The organism is Streptomyces sp. NPDC103540, from assembly GCF_055584445.1.
Map to the genome: position 1 here is coordinate 66,403 of NZ_JBVJMA010000011.1, position 16,443 is coordinate 82,845.

Here is a 16,443-nt window from a genome sequence, read left to right on the forward strand (position 1 = left end):
GGGCTGCGGAGGCGAGTTGACGGACCACCGGGGATTCTGCCCGGTGCCCCCGCGTCGACGCAGCCGTTCCGGGGCAGAGGTTTCGGCGAGGGGGGCTCGGGTGCGGGGTGTGCAGGTGCGGAGGAGAACGCGTCCGAGGGGTGTTCGCCGGCGGTTACCCGTGCGTAGATTACCGGCGGTAACTCCCGAGCGACCGAGGAGAAGACGCCCGTGGACCTGGACACCTTCGAACCGAGACTCGTCGAGCCCGTCAAGACCACCGTCGACGGAGTGGTGCGCGAGGTCTCCGTACCCGCGCTCGTACCGCCGCCGACGAGCGGATCCCTCGGGGACCTCCCCTTCGTCAACGCCCGCGAGGACCCCGGCGCGATCGTCCTGTCCCGCAAGGAACGCGACGGCACCTGGCGGGACGTGAGCGCCGCCGAGTTCGCCGCCGAGGTGCTCGCCGTCGCCAAGGGGCTCATCGCCGAGGGCCTCGCCGAAGGCGACCGGCTCGCCATCATGGCCCGCACCACCTACGAGTGGACCCTGCTCGACTTCGCCGGATGGGCCGCCGGGCTGGTCACCGTACCCGTCTACCCCACCTCCTCCGCCCTCCAGGTCCGCTGGATCCTCCACGACTCCGGCACCGTCGCCTGCGCCGTCGAGGACACCGCCCAGGCCCGCATGATCAGCGCCGAGCGCGCGAACCTGCCCGGCCTCGCCCACCTGTGGGAATTCGACACGGGAGCCGTGGCCCGGCTCGTGAAGGCCGGGGAGCACGTGCCCGACGCCGTCGTGCACGCCCGCAGGGCCGCCCGCACCCCCGAATCCGTCGCCACCCTCGTCTACACCTCCGGCACCACCGGCCGCCCCAAGGGCTGCGTGATCACCCACGCGAACTTCTTCGCCGAGGTCGACAACGCCGTTGCCCTGCTGCACCCCGTCTTCACGTCCGCCAGCAAGGAGCCGGCCTCCACCCTGCTCTTCCTGCCGCTGTCCCACGTCTTCGGCCGGATGGTCGCCGTCGGCTGCCTGCGCGCCCGCGTCCGACTCGGCCACGCCCCCAGCATCCAGACCGAGGAACTCCTCGCCGACCTCGCCGGCTTCCGCCCGACCTTCCTCCTCGCCATCCCCTACGTGATGGAGAAGGTCTACAACACCGCCCGCGCCACCGCCGAGAAGATGGGCCGCGCCTCCTCCTTCGACCGGGCCGCCCGCATCGCCCGACGCTTCGGGGAGACCGTCGAGGGCAAGACCCCCGGCCTCGGCCTGCGCCTCGCCCGCGCCCTCTACGACCCCCTCGTCTACCGCCGCATCCGCGCCGCCCTCGGCGGGCACGTCCGCTACGTCCTCAGCGGCGGCTCCCCCCTCGGACGCCGCCTCGCCGCCTTCTACACCGGCGCCGGCATCGAGATCTTCGAGGGCTACGGACTCACCGAGACCACCGCCGCCTCGACCGTCACCCCGCCGCTGCGCCCCCGCCTGGGCACCGTCGGCTGGCCCCTGCCCGGCACGTCGGTGCGCATCGCCGACGACGGGGAGGTGCTGCTGCGCGGCGGACACGTCTTCGCCGGGTACTGGAACGTCGCCGCGCACCCGGGCGGCGGCTGGCTGGCCACCGGGGACATCGGCGAACTCGACGCCGACGGCTACCTCACCATCACCGGCCGCAAGAAGGACCTGATCATCACCTCCGGCGGCAAGAACGTCGCCCCCGCCCCCCTGGAGGACTGGCTGCGCGCCCACCCCCTGGTCGGCCAGTGCATGGTCGTCGGAGACAACCGGCCCTACGTCGCCGCCCTGCTCACCCTGGAACCGGACGGGCTCGCGCACTGGCGCAGGATGCACCGCAAGCAGGAGGTGCCCCTGCGCGAGCTGGTCACCGATCCGGAACTGCTGGCCGAGCTCCAGACGGCGGTGGACGAGGCGAACAAGCTCGTCTCGCGGCCCGAGTCCATCCGCCGCTTCACCGTCCTGACGGCCGACTTCACCGAGGCCCGCGGCCACCTCACCCCCTCCCTCAAACTCCGCCGGGACGCCATCGCCCGCGACTACGAGGAGCGGATCGAGGAGCTGTACCGCCGCGCGTAGAAGGACCCGAGGGGCGGGCACCGCCGCCAGGCCGGGCGGTGAGGCGGCCGGGCGGTCGGCGGTCGGGGGGCGCCCCGGGCGGGGCCCGCTTATGGTGGAGCGGACCGGTCCGGGGGGCCGCGCGAGGCACGAGGAGGTGCCGTGCACCGTTCCCGCCGCCCCCGCGCCGGCCGGCCCCGTACCGGCCCCGCGGCAGCGGCCTGCGCACTGGCCCTCGCCACCCTCGCCACCGCCCCCGCCGCCCCCGCCCCGGCCGCCCCGTCCCCGGCGCCGAAGGCCACCGGCCCCGCCGACCCCCTCGCCCGCTTCCACGAGCAGCGCCCCCGCTGGGGCCCCTGCCCCGAACGGCGCGCCCCCGCCGAGATGCGGTGCGCCACCCTGACCGTGCCCCTCGACCACGCCGACCCGGCCAAGGGCACCACCCGGGTGGTCCTCGCCCGCATACCCGCGACCGGCCCCGCCCACCGCCGCCTGGGCCCGCTCCTGCTGAACTTCGGCGGCCCCGGCGGATCCGGAGTCGCCGCGCTCGCCGCCGGGTCCGAGGACTTCGCGAAGCTCGGCGAACGCTACGACCTCATCGGCTTCGACCCCCGCGGCGTCGGCCACAGCGACGGCATCTCCTGCGGCGCCGGCCACGACCCGGCCGACGCCGTCCCGGCCGACGGGGACGCGGCCGAAGGGGCCACGGCCCCGGACGCCGCCGCGCAGTTGGCGGCCCTGCGCGCCCACGCCGCGCGCTGCGCGCGCCACTCCGGGCCCGTCCTCCCGTACGTCGGCACCGTCAACGTCGCCCGCGACATGGACGTCGTACGCCGCGTCCTGGGCGGTCGCAAGCTCGCCTACCTGGGCTTCTCCTACGGCACCCGCCTCGGCGCCGTGTACGCCGCGCTGTTCCCCCGCGACACCGGCCGGATGGTCCTCGACGGGGTCGACACCCTCTCCGAGCCGCTCGTCGAGCAGGCCCTCGTCTCGGCGCGCGGCCAACAACGCGCCCTCGACAACTTCCTCGTCTGGTGCGCGCACCGCCCCGGCTGCGTCTACGGCACCAACACCCGCACCGCCAAGGAGGAGGTCGACGCCCTCGTGGAGCGGCTCGACCGGGCGCCGCTCATCGGACAGGACGGCTCGCACTTCACCGGGGCCGACGCCGCCGCCGCGATCGCCGCCGCCCTGTACTCCCGCGCGCGGTGGCCCGCCCTCGCGGACGCCCTCGCCGCGGCCGAACACCGCGGCGACCCCGTCGGCCTCCTCGAACTGGGCGGCCCCGCCGAACCGCCGCCCGAGGACGACGACGACCCCTCCCCGGTGCCCGCCGACAACGGGGAGGCCGCCCTGACCGCCGTGAACTGCGCCGACGACCCGGACCGGAGCGGCGACAAGGCCACCCCGCAGGCCCTGGAGAAGGAACTCCTCGCCCTGCGCCCCGCGTTCCTGGAGGCGTCGAGGATCTTCGGCCCGTACCAGTTGGGGTCCGTCCTGGCCTGCCACGGCCGCCCCGCCGGCACCGACTTCATCCGCCGGATCGACCACCCGGGCGCCCCGCGCATGCTGCTCGTCGGCACCCGGGGCGACCCGGCGACCCCGTACGAGTGGACGGAGGAGACGGCCCGCCGGCTCGGCTCGGCGGTGATCATCGACAACAAGGGCGAGGGCCACACCGGCTACGGGCAGACCCGCTGCGTCACCGGCTACGTGAACGGCTTCCTCCTCGACGGCCGCCTCCCGCGCGGCACCCGCTCCTGCCCGGCGGAGGACTGAGCCCGCCGGGCACCGGGGGCGCGGCCGGGGGCCGGGCACCCCCGCCGGACGGGGCCCGTCAGCAGTCCGGGCGCGAGGGACGGTCCGCGAAGCGGTCCGCCAGCCAGTTCCCGACCGTCAGGGAGTGCGTGATGACCCCGCTGACGTGCTCACCGAGCCAGATCGTGTCGAACCGCACGTCCGCGCCCCGCGCGCACCACTCGGAGCGCAACCGCCGCCCCGTCGCGTACGGGATCAACTCGTCCCCGACCGCGTGGTACTGGAGCACGGGCGCCGCCGGAGCGGTCCGGCCCAGCCGGCTCTGGTTCAGGCGGGCCCGCCAGTCCGGCCGCTCCAGCGGGTTGCTCGTCGTCAGGTCGGAGATCCGCTTGAAGGCCCCGGCGACCGCGTCGACGGCGACGCAGTTCTCCTTCATCCCCGCCACCAGGGCCCGGCCCGCCGGATTCAGGTAGGAGTCGAGCTTCAGCTCGGGGAAGGCCGCGTCCTGCCCGGCCGCCGCCATGAAGATCAGCCCCGATCCGAAGGAGCCGTCGTTGAAGTCGGCCACCTCCAGGAGGTCCGCGGGGACCCCGCCCGTCGCCGTGCCCTTCACGTTCAGCTCCGGCGCGTACGAGCCCTGCAACTCGGCGGCCCAGGCGCTCGCCTGGCCGCCCTGGGAGTAGCCCACGATCCCCACGGGCGCATCCGCGGACAGGCCCGCCTCGGGGAGGCGTACGGCGGCGCGGGCGGCGTCCAGCACCGCGTGACCGGCCGAGGGCCCGACGGTGTAGGTGTGCGTGCCCGGGGTGCCCAGGCCCTCGTAGTCGGTGACCACCACGGCCCAGCCGCGCAGCGTGTACTGCTGGATGAGGTTGGCCTCCATGGAGGTGCCGTGCGGCAGGTTGGCGCTCGGCGCGCAGGAGTCGCCGAGGCCGACGGTGCCGACCGCGTAGGTGATGAGCGGGCGCGGGCCGGTGCGGCCGTCCTGCGGGACGATGACCGTGCCGGAGACCACGTTGGGGGCGCCGTCGGCGGTGGTGGAGCGGTAGTGGACCTTCCAGGCCTTGGTGCCGGTGGGCTGCCCCGGCAGGGGGTGGAAGGCGGACGGGGCGCTGGAGACCAGGTCGCCGGGGGCCTTGCCGGTGGTCGGCCCTGCGGCGGTCGTGCCGGCGGCGGTGGGGTCGGCGTGGGCGCCGGTCGCGGGGATCCAGGCCGTGACGGCCAGGACGACGGCGGTGGCCAGGGTGGTGCCGGTGCTTCGGACGCGCATGGCGGCTCTCCCGGGGGTCCGGTGTGGGGGTGGGTGAGGCGAAGGTAGTGACCGACCAGTCGGAATGTGTCTGACCGGACAGCTCACCTTTCCTGACCCGGACTCCCCACACCGGTCGGCCGCGCCGAAGCGGGCGGGCCGCTCGCCCGTGAGGACGCGGCCCGGGAGCCGTGGAGAGGCCCTAGAAGTGCGGCAGGACGAAGTCGTAGCCCTGCATGCCGTGCGCGTTGCCCGCCGGGCAGCGGCCGTTGGTCGGGTAGCCGTAGTAGTAGAGGCCGTAGCACTTCGGGCAGAACCGCCAGTTGCGCTGGGTGCCGGTCGTCTGCGGGACGTCGTGCGGCAGCACGAAGTCGTAGCCCTGCATGGCGTGCGCGTTCCCGGCCGGACAGCGGCCGTTGTCCGGGTAGCCGTAGTAGAACATCCCGTAACACTTCGTGCAGAAGCGCCAGTTCCGCTGAGCCGTCGCGGTCTCCGGCACGTTGTACGGGAGGTTGAAGTCGTAGCCCTGCGCGTCGTGGCCCGCGCCCGCCGGACAGGCGCCGTCCGTGGGGTAGCCGCGGAAGAACATGCCGTAGCACTTCGTGCAGAACCGCCAGTTCGACTGGTTGGCGCGGACCCCCGCCGCCGCCGGACCGGCCGCCGCGCCCGTCGCCAGGGCCGCGCCCGTCAGCCCGGCCGCCGCCACGCCCAGGGCGCGCGTCAGGACCGCCCTGCGACCCGGTCCCGCGCCGCTCCCGTGCCCGCTCGCGCCGTCGCCCGCGTCCTCGTCCTCGCTCCTCGTCAGGAAGCCCATGAGTCCACCTCTCCACCGGTGAAACCGTCTGCGAAGCCCGAGCGGGCGTTCGCCACGCCGAGTATCCGGGCCGTCGCTTTGCGTGGTCAACGGTGATCGGATGCGTGGGGGAGCGAGCCCGTACGGGACCCCGCGCGCCGCCGGCGCCAAGCCTTCGCCTACGCCCCCGACGCGATCCGGTACGCCCCCGGAGTCGTCCCCGTCCAGCGGCGGAAGGCCCGGTGGAAGGCGGTGTCCTCGGAGAAGCCCAGCCGGGCCGCGAGCTCCGCGATCGGCTCCCGCCCCTCGGTCAGGCCCGCGATCGCCGCGTCCCGCCGCACCTGGTCCTTGAGCCGCCGGAAGGAGGTGCCCTCCCCCTGGAGGCGGCGCCGCAGCGTCGCCGGGGACACCGCCAGACGGGCCGCCACCTCGCCCAGCTCCGGCAGCCGCGGCGCCTCGCGCAGCCGGTGCGTCAGGGTCCGGCGTACCTGCTCGGCGACCGTCGTCGCGTACTCGGGACGGGCCAACAGGCCGAACGGGGCCCGGCGCAGCATCGCGTCGAGCTCCGCCTCGTCCCGCACGAGCGGCGCCGTCAGGCAGCGCGCGTCGAAGGTCGCGCCCGTCCGGTCGGCGCCGAAGCCCACCGGGCAGCCGAACAGCGCCGCGTACTCCCGGGCGTGCGGCGGCGCCGGATGGGCGAACGACACCCGCTCCAGGGGGATGCGGCGGCCGATCAGCCAACTGCTCAACCGGTGCCAGATCGCGAGCACGCACTCGCCGATGAACCGCTCCTCGTCCCCGTCGAAGGCGTCGGCGACCGTGAACCGGGCCCGCACGCCCGCCACTTCGAGCGCGAGCGTCGGCCCGCCGGGGAACAGCCCGTAGAAGACGGCCGCCCGCCGCGTCGCCGCCTCCAGGTCGCGACAGCCCAGCGAGGCGTGGCACATCATCGCGAACGTGCCCGGCCGGCTGGGCAGCGGGGCCAGGCCGAGGAACTCGTCGCGCGTCGTGCGGTACAGGGCCCGGAACAGCCGGGCGAACTGCGCCGCCGTGAACCGCGCCCGGTCGTCGCCGAGCAACAGCGGCGCGATCCGCGCCTCCTGGAGCAGCGGCACCGGATCGACGCCCGCGCGCCGCACCCCCGCGAGGACGGCGCGGACGTGGTGCACGGTGACGGTCCGCCGGCCCATGGCGGCGCCGGCCGGTGTGGCGCTTCCCGCAGCCCTCTCCATGCCCCCGACGGTAGCCGCGATGAGCGCCGCGGTCAGCGGTGCCGACGCCTCCGGTCGCCGCGCCGCGCGGAGATCGCCCGCCGCTGCGCCGCCGAAATCGACGCGCTGTACGGCTGAGGCCCAGGGTTCAATGACCCCCATGACCGCCACGCACCCCACGGACCCCGTGAACCCCACGGACGCCGTGAACCCCTGGAAGACCCGCTGGACCTGGGAGCGGGAGATCCCCCTGCGCTTCGTCGTCGTCGTCGAGGAGCGGGAGACCCCCGAGGGGGACCCGGGAGAGCTGCGGGTGTTGGCGAAGTGCACGGCGGTCGAGGGGCTGTTCGCCGAGGTGCCGGTGCCCCCGAGGGAGGAACTCGTCCTCTTCGGGTGCGCCCCCGAGGGAGCGCTGCTCGCCGCGATCGAGGGCGCGAACGGCGGCCGGGCCGGCGACCTGTGCCTGGACGTGAGCCTGGGCGGCGAACGGGTGTGGGGGTGGAGCTACCTGCTGCACGACGTGGTCGTCACCGACTTCCGACGCGACCCGAAGGACCCCGCGCGCTTCGACGTGGCCGTCGAGGTCGGCGTCGAGGCCCCGGACTGGTCCTTCGGCCGCCCGTCCGCCTCCCGCCAGGAGCAGATGACGTACGTCCTGTACGACGCCTCCGGCCGGCGCGAGGAGCCGAACGGCACCTGCGAGGCGGTGCCGGGCCTGTTCGCCGGCGGCCCCGACCGCCGGGGCATCCCCGAGGACTCCCACGTGCTGCGGCTGCTGGGCTGCGAGGTGGACGACCGCGCGCTGTGGGAGTGGTCCGCGCGCGGGCGGGTGGAGATCCTGGCGGTCGACCGGGCGGGCCGCGTGCTCACGGGCCGCCACCTGTCCGTGCACGTCATGGAGGAGGAGCCGTGCGACCGGGGCGACGGCCTGCTCGACGTGACGGCGATCGGCCAGATCCAGGAGCGGCCGGTCCCGGAGGTCGAGGCGCTGTGGCGGCTGTGGGAGGAGGGGCGCCCCACCACGCCGGGCCTGTGGCGGGAGTTCCCCGACGCCCTGCACGGCGAGTGGCTCGACCTGGCGGTGCGGGAACCCGACGGGCCCCGGGCGGGCGACACCCGCCACCTCGACGGCGCCGCGGTGACCGGCCACCACGCCCTCTACTGCGCGCTCGGCGAGGCCGTCAACGGCCCCGGCGGCGCCTACGGGCGCTGCTGGAACTCCCTCTTCGACGCCCTGTCCGGCTGCTACGAGGCCTGCCCCACCCCGCCCTTCACCCTCGTCTGGCACGACTTCGAGGCCTCCCGAGCGGCCCTCGCCGACGCGGGCGCCACCCCGGACGTCTCCTACGCCGAGGAGGTCGTGGCCCGGCTGCGGGACTTCGGCGTGACCGTCGAACTCCGCTGACGGGCCACCGCCCGGGCCCCGCGGCCCGCGCCCCACGCCCTATCGCAGGGCCCGCCCCAGCCGGAGCAGGCCCTCGGCTATCTCCGCCGGGGTGTGGGTGGTGAAGGACAGCCGCAGCGTGCGCGGGTCGGGGGAGCCCGTGAAGAAGGGGGCGCCGGGCACGTACGCCACGTCGTGGGCGACGGCGGACTTCAGCAGCGCCCCCGCGTCGTACCCCTCGGGCAGACGGGCCCAGACGAACATGCCGCCCTCGGGGCGGTTCCACTCCGAGCCGGCCGGGAGCGCCCCGCCCAGTCCCGCCAGGAGGGCGTCGCGGCGCTCCCGGTAGGCCTCCTTGACCCGGGCGACGTGGGCGTCGAGGTCCCGGCCGGCGAGGTAGTGGGCGGCGGCCAGCTGGTCGACCGTCGAGGTGTGCAGGTCCGCCGCCTGCTTGGCGACCACGGCGGCACGGCGCAGCGCGGCCGGGGCCCGCAGCCAGCCCAGGCGCAGCCCGGGGGCCATCACCTTGGAGAAGCTGCCGAGCAGGGCGGTGCGGTCCTCGGCGCCGGGGTGGGCGGCGATCCACGGCTCGTGGGAGCCCTCGTAGCGCAGGTCCCCGTACGGGTCGTCCTCGATCAGCCACAGTCCGAGGCGGGCCGCGATCCGGGCGACCTCGGCCCGGCGCGCGCCGGGCAGGGTGCGGCCGGTCGGGTTCTGGAAGGTGGGCACGGTGTAGAGCAGCTTGGGCCGCTCCCGGGCGACGGTCTCGGCGAGGGCGTCGGGCAGCAGCCCCTGCGCGTCGCAGGGGACGGCCACGACCCGGGCCCCGGCGAGGGCGAAGCACTGGAGGGCCGCGAGGTAGGTCGGGTTCTCCACGAGGACGGTGTCGCCGGGCTCGATCAGGGTGGCGGCCAGGAGGGTCAGGCCCTGCTGGGAACCGGTGGTGACGAGGAGGTCGTCCGCCGTGCCGGCCAGGCCCCGGGCGCCGACGCGGGCGGCGACGGCCTCGCGCAGGGCGGGGGAGCCCTCGGTGGTGGAGTACTGGAGGGCGCGGGCGGCGTCGGGGCCGTCGAGGACGGCCCCGTAGGAGGCGCGCAGTCCGGCGGTGTCGAAGAGTTCGGGGGCGGGCAGGCCACCGGCGAAGGAGATCACCCCAGGGCGTTCGGTGAGCGCCAGGATCTCGCGTACGGGCGAACCGCCGGTGGAGCGCGCGCGGGCGGCGAAGGCGGGCAGTGCGGCGGCGGGGGCGAGGGGCATGGGGGCTCCTTCGGGTGGCGGGTGGCGGCAGCCTAACGAGGAAAGGTGCAGAGGGCACCTACCCGTCCACGGAGTGAACGGCGTCCGCCCCCTCCCCATCTGACGCCACATCAGTTAGACCGGTGCCATGACGACGACAGAGGGACAGGGGCGCCGCGCCGAGGGCCCCGGCGCCGAGGACACCCGCGCCGACGACTACGGGGAGCTGGCGGCGGTCGGCCCGTACGGGGTCCACCCGGGCCACGCGCTGATCACGATGGTGGAGCCGCACCCGGGCCACGAGTACGCCTACAACCGCTGGTACGAGGACGACCACTACTACGCCGGCGCCATGGCCATGCCCTGGATGTACGCCGGCCGCCGCTGGGTCGCCACCCGCGACCTCCAGGAGCTGCGCTACCCGGAGAAGTCGGCCGTCGCCCAGCCGGTCACCGCCGGCTGCTACCTGTCGACGTACTGGGTGACCGAGGGCCGCTACGACGAGCACATGAAGTGGACGGTCGGCATCAACAAGCGGCTGAACCGCGACGGGCGCGTCTACCGGGACCGCACCCACGTCTTCACGGCCTTCCAGGACCACGAGGCGACGGTCTACCGCGACGGCGCCGCCGGCCCCCGCGACTTCCACGCCCTGGACCACCCCTACGCCGGGCTCGTGCTCCAGGTCGTCGAAGCCGACGGGCCCGAGGGTCGGGCGGAGCTGCTCGAACGGCTGCGCTCGCGGATCCTGCCCCAGCGGCTGAACGATTCTCCGGCGGCGATGGTGACCGTCTTCCGGCCCACGCCGCTGCCCGGGGACCGGATGACCTACGTCAAGCAGGTCGAGGGGGTCGACACCCGCCTCACCCTGCTGTGGTTCCTCGAAGCCGACCCGCGCACCTGCTGGGACCGCTTCCAGGGCCTCGACGAGGAGATCGCGCGGTCCGGGTCCGGGTCCGGGTCCGGACCGGGGTCCGGATCGGGCTCGGGACGGGTGGAACTGGTGGCGCCGTTCATTCCGACGGTCCCGGGGACGGACCGTTACGTGGACGGCCTGCGCTGAACGCCGGGGCCGGCCCGCCTGGCGGTCGGGCCGGCCTTCACGACATCGGCGCCGCGGGTGTGGCCGAGCCCCCTCGGCCAGGACGGCGGGCCGGTCGAGAGGGCTTCGAAGGTGGGGATGTGGGGGGAGACGTTCAGACGAGCCGGCCCTCGGTGACGCCGGTGACGAAGGAGGACCAGGAGCCCGGCGCGAAGGTCAGCGCCGGACCGTCCTGCACCTTGGAGTCGCGGACCGCGACGGTCTCCATGACGGGGGACTTGACCTCGACGCAGGCTCCGTTTCCGCCGGAGTAGGAGGACTTGGTCCAGTTGTCCGTGGCGCCCTGACGAATAGCCATGATGTTCTCCGGTTCAGCGAGTAGTTCCGGTTGCGCCCGCCGGACCCTTCCCCGGCTGACGTGATCGACGCTACCCGCACCTCTCCACGGGTGACGGAGGCATTCACTCGACCGGGTGGCATATTCCATTCGGGCCTTCTGCGGCCGGGGAGTGACGGTGTACGGTGCCCGCCCCCCGCGACCCCACCGGCCACAGGGGCCCCTCCGCTTACGCCTTGGACGCGTACTGGTCGATGATCTCGGAGATGAACTGCCGGGTCTGATCGACGTTGAGGGCCTGCGCGCGCAGGTGCTCGTACATCACGCTGTACTTCTGGACGTCGTTGGCCTTCTCCAGGTACAGGTCGCTCGTGACGCCCTCGATGTAGACCACCGTCGAGTCCGAGGCGTCCGGGAACTCCAGGATCGCGTACTGGCCGTTGACCCCCGGGTGCGCGCCCATCGAGAACGGCATCACCTGCACGGTGATGTACGGCTGCTCGGACTGCTCTATCAGGAACTCCAGCTGCCGGATCATCAACTGCGGATCGCCCACGTGCCGGCGCAGGGCGGCCTCGTCGATCACCGCCCACAGCCGCAGCGGCCCGACCTCCGGGTTGTTGTTGTCCGTCTCGGACAGCCGCTTCTGGCGGTGCATGCGGACCTGGACGCGCTTGTCCACGTCGGCGGGCGCCGTCTCCGGCAGCGCGCCGCGGATCAGGGCCTGGGCGTAGTCGGGGGTCTGGAGGAGCCCGGGCACCATCTGGGGCTCGTAGGTGCGCAGGCTGGCGGCGTCCGTCTCCAGGCCGATGTAGACGCTGTACGGGATGTCCCCGAAGGCGTGCCACCAGCCCTGCTGGCGGGAGTCCTTGGCCATCTGCATGAGCGAGTCCACGAGACGGGGGTCCTCGACCTCGTACACCTCGCACAGGTCCCGTACGTCGCGCTGGCTGATGGAACGGCGGCCGTTCTCCAACCGGCTGATCTTCGACTGGGAGACGAGGAGGCGCTCGGCGACCTGCTCGGCCGTCATGCCCTTGTCCTCACGGAGCTTGCGCAACTCCATGCCCAGTCGGCGGCGTCGGACGGTGGGATTGACATTGGACGCCACGGGAACGGCACCTCCGCCTTCTTCTGTCGCTGTCTCGCTGCGTTTCTGATGTTCAGCAGACTGCCACCGAAGGGTGCGATACCGCTGGGGAACGGGAAATCGGGAACCGCGGGCGCACCGGCGCGAACGCGCGGGCGTACGGACGTACGGCGCGTGGGCGTACGACGGGCGTCCGGACGTACGGCGCGGCCGGCGCGTACGGCGCCGACGCGCCTACGCGCGGGGCGGTGGGACCGGAAGGTCGGCCCCACCACCCCGCGCGGTGGATCGGTGCGTGCTGAACCCGTGTGCGGTGGATCAGTGCGCGGCGACCCGCGCCATCGCGCCCGTACGACGCGGTTGCATCGGTACGCCGGCGCTCCCGGACGCGGCCCGGGCCGGCGGCGGGGCCGCGGCGCGGTCACGACGCGGCTGTGCCGCCACACCGTTCTGGACGTCCATGACGGCGTGCGCCACCAGACCGCCCATCGGGTCGTGCCGGATCAGGTCCCGCAGCCGGGACCTGGACGAACGCCCCTCGTTGCCGGGGTACAGGTGCTTGCCGAGTCCGACCGCGTGGGCCAGCGCGGCGAGCGCCGCGGTCCGCGGGTCCGGCGGTACGCCGGTGCGGATCGCACTGTCCAGCCGGGCACGGATCTCCCGGCTGATCGCCGTATCGGTCGCCTGGTAGCGAGTCGTCGGCAACACCCCGCACATCTGGCCCGCGACGGCATGCACCATGCCGCAGCGCTCCAGGTGCGCGAGGTAGATCTGGCGCAGCCCCAATCGGGGCCCGCCGATCCAGTGGACCGCCCGTACCGGGCTGCCGCGCCTGCGCAGCAGTTCCAGTGCGGAGTCCAAAGTCGGATCTCCTGTCGGCCGTGGCATCACCACGGCGATACGATCCCCGTCAGGGGCTATCCGTCCTGCCAGAGCCAGCTCCACTAGCTGTGCCCCGGCCAGGCCGAGGTCGAGCGACTGCGGCTGCGCCGTGGTACCCGTGGCCGGGTCCAAGGCGAGCAGCAGAAGCTCCTCCGGAATTGTTCTGCGGCTCCTGCCCATCCATGCCTCCCCGCGTGGATGAGTGACAGGGTGACGCCTCTCACATTCATCTGTCGAGAGTGCCTGGTCGCTTTGTAGGGGAACCAGCAGCTATGTCGTTCTCGTCTAGCACGTGGGCGATGCCCCCTAGACGGGACACTGTTAGACGGTTCGGACAGCGGCCGGACGGCGATCGAGGAGGAACGGTGGCGGGCGAGTCCCCCGACAAGTCGGTAGATGAGGGAGCGCCGGGGGCGGCGGAGTCCTCCGCGGAACAGGACCCGAGGTTCTCGGTCTTCCAGCCGCTGAAACGTCGTGACCCGCTGAAGGAGGCGGTGGCCGCCTGGGTGGCGACCGCCGAGCCGTCGCGGGCGCCGGCCGCGGACTCCGAGGGCGAGGCCGAAGCCGAAGCCGACTCCGAGGCCGGGTCGGGCACGCGCGCCGGGTCCGCCGAGGCCGCGGGCTCCGAGGCGAAGTCCGGGGCGGAGCCTGCGCCGAAGCCGGCCGGGGGCGCGGGTTCCGACGCGTCCTCCTCCCGGGCGGACGCGGCCCCCGCCTCCGCTCCGGCCCCCGCCGTGGTCCGCCAGTCCCCGGGCCCGGACCCGCGTACGGAAGGTTCCGCTTCCGTGGGATCCGGTGCGGCGGCCGCCTCCGGGTCGGGCGCGCCGAAGCCGGAGGCGGAGGATTCCGCTTCCGCCCCCGCGAAGGCGCCCGACACCGAACGCACGGCCGTTTTCCGCGCCGTGCGCCCGACCCCCTCCACCCCCGCGCCCGAGGCCGACGACGACGCCACCGAGGCCGACGACGCCACCGAGGCCGCCGGCGCTGCTGACGAGCCGACTCCGGCCGCCTCACCCGAGGCCGGGAAGAAGCCCGCCGCGGACGAGCGCACGGCGGTGTTCCGTACGGTCAGGCCGGGCTCGCCCGCACCGACCGCCGACCGGCCGGAGGGCGACGCGCAGGACGCGGGGAAGACCGACGCGCGCACCGCCGTCTTCCGCGCCGTGAAGCCGGGCTCGCCTGCGCCCGCCGAGCCCTCTGCGCCCTCCGCTTCCGACGCGGACGCCCCCGAGGCGGGGAAGAAGCCGGTCGACGGCGAGCGCACGGCGGTGTTCCGCACGGTCAAGCCGGGTGTGCCCGCGCCGACCGTCGACCGGTCCGACAAGCCCGAGGCGGCCGAGAAGCCCGAGGCGGCCGAGAAGGCGGAGAAGACCGAGAAGTCGGGGGCTGCCGACAGCGAGCGGACCGCCGTCTTCCGTACGGTGAAGCCCGGTCAGGCCGCGCCTGCCGCCGAGAAGGCCGAGAAGGCGGAGAAGGCCGCGAAGGCCGACACGACCGAGGAGCCCGAGAAGGCCGGGAAGGCCGAGAAGCCGGAGTCCGTCGACAGCGAGCGGACCGCCGTCTTCCGTGCCGTGAAGCCCGGTTCGGCGCCCGACCCGAGGGCCGCCGGCGGTCCGACGGAGGGTCCGAAGAAGCCCGCCGCGGGCGAGGACGACCGCACCACCGCCTTCCGCGCCGTCAAGGCCGACTCCGATTCCGCTTCCGCCGAGACGAAGCCCCCGTTCCCCGGCAGGCCGGCGGCGAAGCCGGCCTCCGGTTCGGCCCCCGCGGAGTCCGACGGCGAGCGCACCGCCGTGTTCCGCGCCGTCAAGCCGGGCGCGCCCGCGCCGACGGACGCGGACAAGGACCGGGGCAAGGACGGCAAGGCCACCGGGAACGCGGGCCGGGACGGCCGCGCCCCCAGCACCTTCGTACCGCTGCGCGGCGACGGCGAGAAGCCGGCCCCGCCGAAGCCCGCGCCCGCCCCCAAGGCCGCCGCGGGACCCGTGCCCACCCCCGCGGCCGCGCCCCCGGCGCCGCCCCGGATCGACCCCAGCGAGCGCACCACCCAGCAGCCGCTGCCGCCCAGGCCGCCGCTCGACATGCTGGCGGACCTCACCAACAACCCGCCCCCGCCGCCGTCCCCGATGCGGACCGCGCTGCGGCGGGTCAAGATCTACGCCCCGATCGTGGTGCTTCTGGCGATCGTGCTGGCCGTCGTGCAGTTGGTGCGCCCGCTGCCCGCGCCGAAGCTCGTGCTGACCGCGGAGTCCACGTACGCCTTCCCCGGCGGCAAGCCCGAGCTGCCCTGGCCCACCGAGGGACAGGCCTCCATGGCCGCCGCCGGCCTCGGCACGATCGGCAGCTCCGGCGAGCAGAAGCCGGTGCCGATCGCGAGCGTCACGAAGTCGATGACGGCGTACATCATCCTGCGCGACCACCCCTTCAAGAAGGGGGAGAAGGGCGCGATGATCGACGTCGACAAGACGGCGGAGATCGAGGGGCAGAAGGACAAGTCCGACAACGAGTCGACCCTCAACACCGTTCAGGAGGGCGACAAGATCTCGGAGTACGACGCGATCGCCGCCCTGATGATCCCGTCGGCCAACAACATCGCGCGGCTGCTGGCGCGGTGGGACTCCGGTTCCCAGGAGGCGTTCGTCAAGAAGATGAACGAGACCGCCAAGGAACTCGGCATGACCAACACCACCTACACCGACCCCTCCGGCCTGGACGCGACCACGGTCAGCACCGCCGAGGACCAGGTGAAGCTCGGCCTGAAGATCGTCGAGATGGACGCGCTGGTGGACATCACCCGCAAGCCGAGCTGGGTCGACCCGAAGGGCAAGACCTGGCCGAACTGGAACCGTCTGGTCCCGCTCAACGACTCGCTCGGCATCAAGACCGGTACGACGACCAAGGCCGGCGGAAACCTCCTCTTCGCCGCGCAGAAGAAGGTCGGCGACACCAACCAGCTGATCGTCGGCGCGGTCCTCGCCCAGCACAAGCCGCCGATCATCGACAGCGTCATCGCCGCGAGCCGCACCCTCCTGATCGCCACGCAGAAGGAGATCCAGGGCGCGCCGGTGGTCAAGAAGGGCGCGGTCGTCGGCTACGTCGACGACGGCCTCGGCGGCCACACCCCGGTCGTCGCCACCGCCGACGTGCAGGCGGTCGGGTGGCCGTCCCTGAAGGTCGAGCTCAAGCTGGGTGACGGCGGGACCCCGATCCCGGAGTCGGCCAAGGCCGGGACCCCGGTGGGCGTGCTGACCGTCGGCGAGGGCGCCAGCCAGGTGAAGGTGCCCGTGGCCCTCAAGAGCGAGCTGTCCTCGCCGGGCGTCGGCAGCAAGCTGACCCGGATCGGATGACGCGACGGGAACGGCCGCGGCGCCCCGGGCAACCCCGGGGCGCCGCGGCACGTCCGATGAGT

12 protein-coding genes are annotated in these 16,443 nt (G+C 74.1%); 5 read left to right on the forward strand and 7 right to left on the reverse strand.

Annotation, left to right across the window (positions count from 1 at the left end; all coding sequences use genetic code 11):
- The first annotated feature begins 210 nt into the window (after nt 1–210).
- Both ACZ6ZI_RS25830 and ACZ6ZI_RS25835 read left to right on the forward strand, forming a co-directional pair.
- The gene (locus ACZ6ZI_RS25830; protein WP_469524571.1) at nt 211–2,073 is read left to right on the forward strand and encodes an AMP-dependent synthetase/ligase; all 1,863 of its coding nucleotides are present in this window, start codon (nt 211–213) and stop codon (nt 2,071–2,073) included.
- A 141-nt stretch (nt 2,074–2,214) separates the two neighbouring features.
- Nucleotides 2,215–3,831, forward strand: coding sequence for an alpha/beta hydrolase (locus ACZ6ZI_RS25835; protein WP_469524572.1), 1,617 nt, complete (start codon nt 2,215–2,217; stop codon nt 3,829–3,831).
- Between the two features lie 58 nt (nt 3,832–3,889).
- Here the strand turns inward: ACZ6ZI_RS25835 and ACZ6ZI_RS25840 are convergent, their stop codons facing one another.
- The 3 genes from ACZ6ZI_RS25840 to ACZ6ZI_RS25850 all read right to left on the reverse strand — a co-directional run bounded on the left by ACZ6ZI_RS25840 (nt 3,890) and on the right by ACZ6ZI_RS25850 (nt 7,084).
- Nucleotides 3,890–5,080, reverse strand: a complete 1,191-nt coding sequence (locus tag ACZ6ZI_RS25840; protein WP_469524573.1) for a lipase family protein — start codon at nt 5,078–5,080, stop codon at nt 3,890–3,892.
- A 181-nt stretch (nt 5,081–5,261) separates the two neighbouring features.
- A complete protein-coding gene (locus ACZ6ZI_RS25845; protein ID WP_469524575.1) occupies nt 5,262–5,873 on the reverse strand; it encodes a hypothetical protein in 612 nt (203 codons plus the stop codon).
- 158 nt (nt 5,874–6,031) lie between these two features.
- The gene (locus tag ACZ6ZI_RS25850) at nt 6,032–7,084 is read right to left on the reverse strand and encodes an AraC family transcriptional regulator (protein ID WP_469524577.1); all 1,053 of its coding nucleotides are present in this window, start codon (nt 7,082–7,084) and stop codon (nt 6,032–6,034) included.
- Nucleotides 7,085–7,223: 139 nt separating this feature from the next.
- On the opposite strand from ACZ6ZI_RS25850, the gene ACZ6ZI_RS25855 reads away from it, so the two are divergent.
- On the forward strand, nt 7,224–8,468 hold the full coding sequence (locus ACZ6ZI_RS25855; protein WP_469524578.1) for a barstar family protein: 1,245 nt from the start codon (nt 7,224–7,226) through the stop codon (nt 8,466–8,468).
- Nucleotides 8,469–8,507: 39 nt separating this feature from the next.
- Here the strand turns inward: ACZ6ZI_RS25855 and ACZ6ZI_RS25860 are convergent, their stop codons facing one another.
- Entirely contained in the window at nt 8,508–9,704 is a 1,197-nt protein-coding gene (locus ACZ6ZI_RS25860; RefSeq protein WP_469524579.1) for an aminotransferase-like domain-containing protein, read from the reverse strand.
- 127 nt (nt 9,705–9,831) lie between these two features.
- On the opposite strand from ACZ6ZI_RS25860, the gene ACZ6ZI_RS25865 reads away from it, so the two are divergent.
- Nucleotides 9,832–10,746, forward strand: coding sequence for a hypothetical protein (locus ACZ6ZI_RS25865; protein ID WP_469524581.1), 915 nt, complete (start codon nt 9,832–9,834; stop codon nt 10,744–10,746).
- A 133-nt stretch (nt 10,747–10,879) separates the two neighbouring features.
- On the opposite strand, the gene ACZ6ZI_RS25870 is transcribed toward ACZ6ZI_RS25865, so the two are convergent.
- The 3 genes from ACZ6ZI_RS25870 to ACZ6ZI_RS25880 form a co-directional block, all read right to left on the reverse strand.
- Nucleotides 10,880–11,083 (reverse strand): DUF397 domain-containing protein, encoded by a 204-nt coding sequence (locus tag ACZ6ZI_RS25870; protein ID WP_363061568.1) that lies wholly within the window; start codon nt 11,081–11,083, stop codon nt 10,880–10,882.
- 208 nt (nt 11,084–11,291) lie between these two features.
- Nucleotides 11,292–12,173: a helix-turn-helix domain-containing protein gene (locus ACZ6ZI_RS25875; RefSeq protein WP_363061570.1), complete on the reverse strand. Its 882-nt coding sequence runs from the start codon at nt 12,171–12,173 to the stop codon at nt 11,292–11,294.
- Nucleotides 12,174–12,470: 297 nt separating this feature from the next.
- Entirely contained in the window at nt 12,471–13,214 is a 744-nt protein-coding gene (locus ACZ6ZI_RS25880; RefSeq protein ID WP_363061572.1) for a GOLPH3/VPS74 family protein, read from the reverse strand.
- A 185-nt stretch (nt 13,215–13,399) separates the two neighbouring features.
- Here ACZ6ZI_RS25880 and ACZ6ZI_RS25885 point away from each other — a divergent pair, with 185 nt between their 5' ends.
- Nucleotides 13,400–16,381 (forward strand): D-alanyl-D-alanine carboxypeptidase, encoded by a 2,982-nt coding sequence (locus ACZ6ZI_RS25885; RefSeq protein ID WP_469524583.1) that lies wholly within the window; start codon nt 13,400–13,402, stop codon nt 16,379–16,381.
- Nucleotides 16,382–16,443 lie beyond the last annotated feature (62 nt).

Coding starts and splice junctions, on each gene's coding strand:
- ACZ6ZI_RS25840 (WP_469524573.1), bottom strand. CDS start 5,080: ATGCGCGTCCGAAGCACCGGCACCACCCTGGCCACCGCCGTCGTCCTG.
- ACZ6ZI_RS25845 (WP_469524575.1), bottom strand. CDS start 5,873: ATGGGCTTCCTGACGAGGAGCGAGGACGAGGACGCGGGCGACGGCGCG.
- ACZ6ZI_RS25850 (WP_469524577.1), bottom strand. CDS start 7,084: ATGGAGAGGGCTGCGGGAAGCGCCACACCGGCCGGCGCCGCCATGGGC.
- ACZ6ZI_RS25855 (WP_469524578.1), top strand. CDS start 7,224: ATGACCGCCACGCACCCCACGGACCCCGTGAACCCCACGGACGCCGTG.
- ACZ6ZI_RS25860 (WP_469524579.1), bottom strand. CDS start 9,704: ATGCCCCTCGCCCCCGCCGCCGCACTGCCCGCCTTCGCCGCCCGCGCG.
- ACZ6ZI_RS25865 (WP_469524581.1), top strand. CDS start 9,832: ATGACGACGACAGAGGGACAGGGGCGCCGCGCCGAGGGCCCCGGCGCC.
- ACZ6ZI_RS25870 (WP_363061568.1), bottom strand. CDS start 11,083: ATGGCTATTCGTCAGGGCGCCACGGACAACTGGACCAAGTCCTCCTAC.
- ACZ6ZI_RS25880 (WP_363061572.1), bottom strand. CDS start 13,214: ATGGGCAGGAGCCGCAGAACAATTCCGGAGGAGCTTCTGCTGCTCGCC.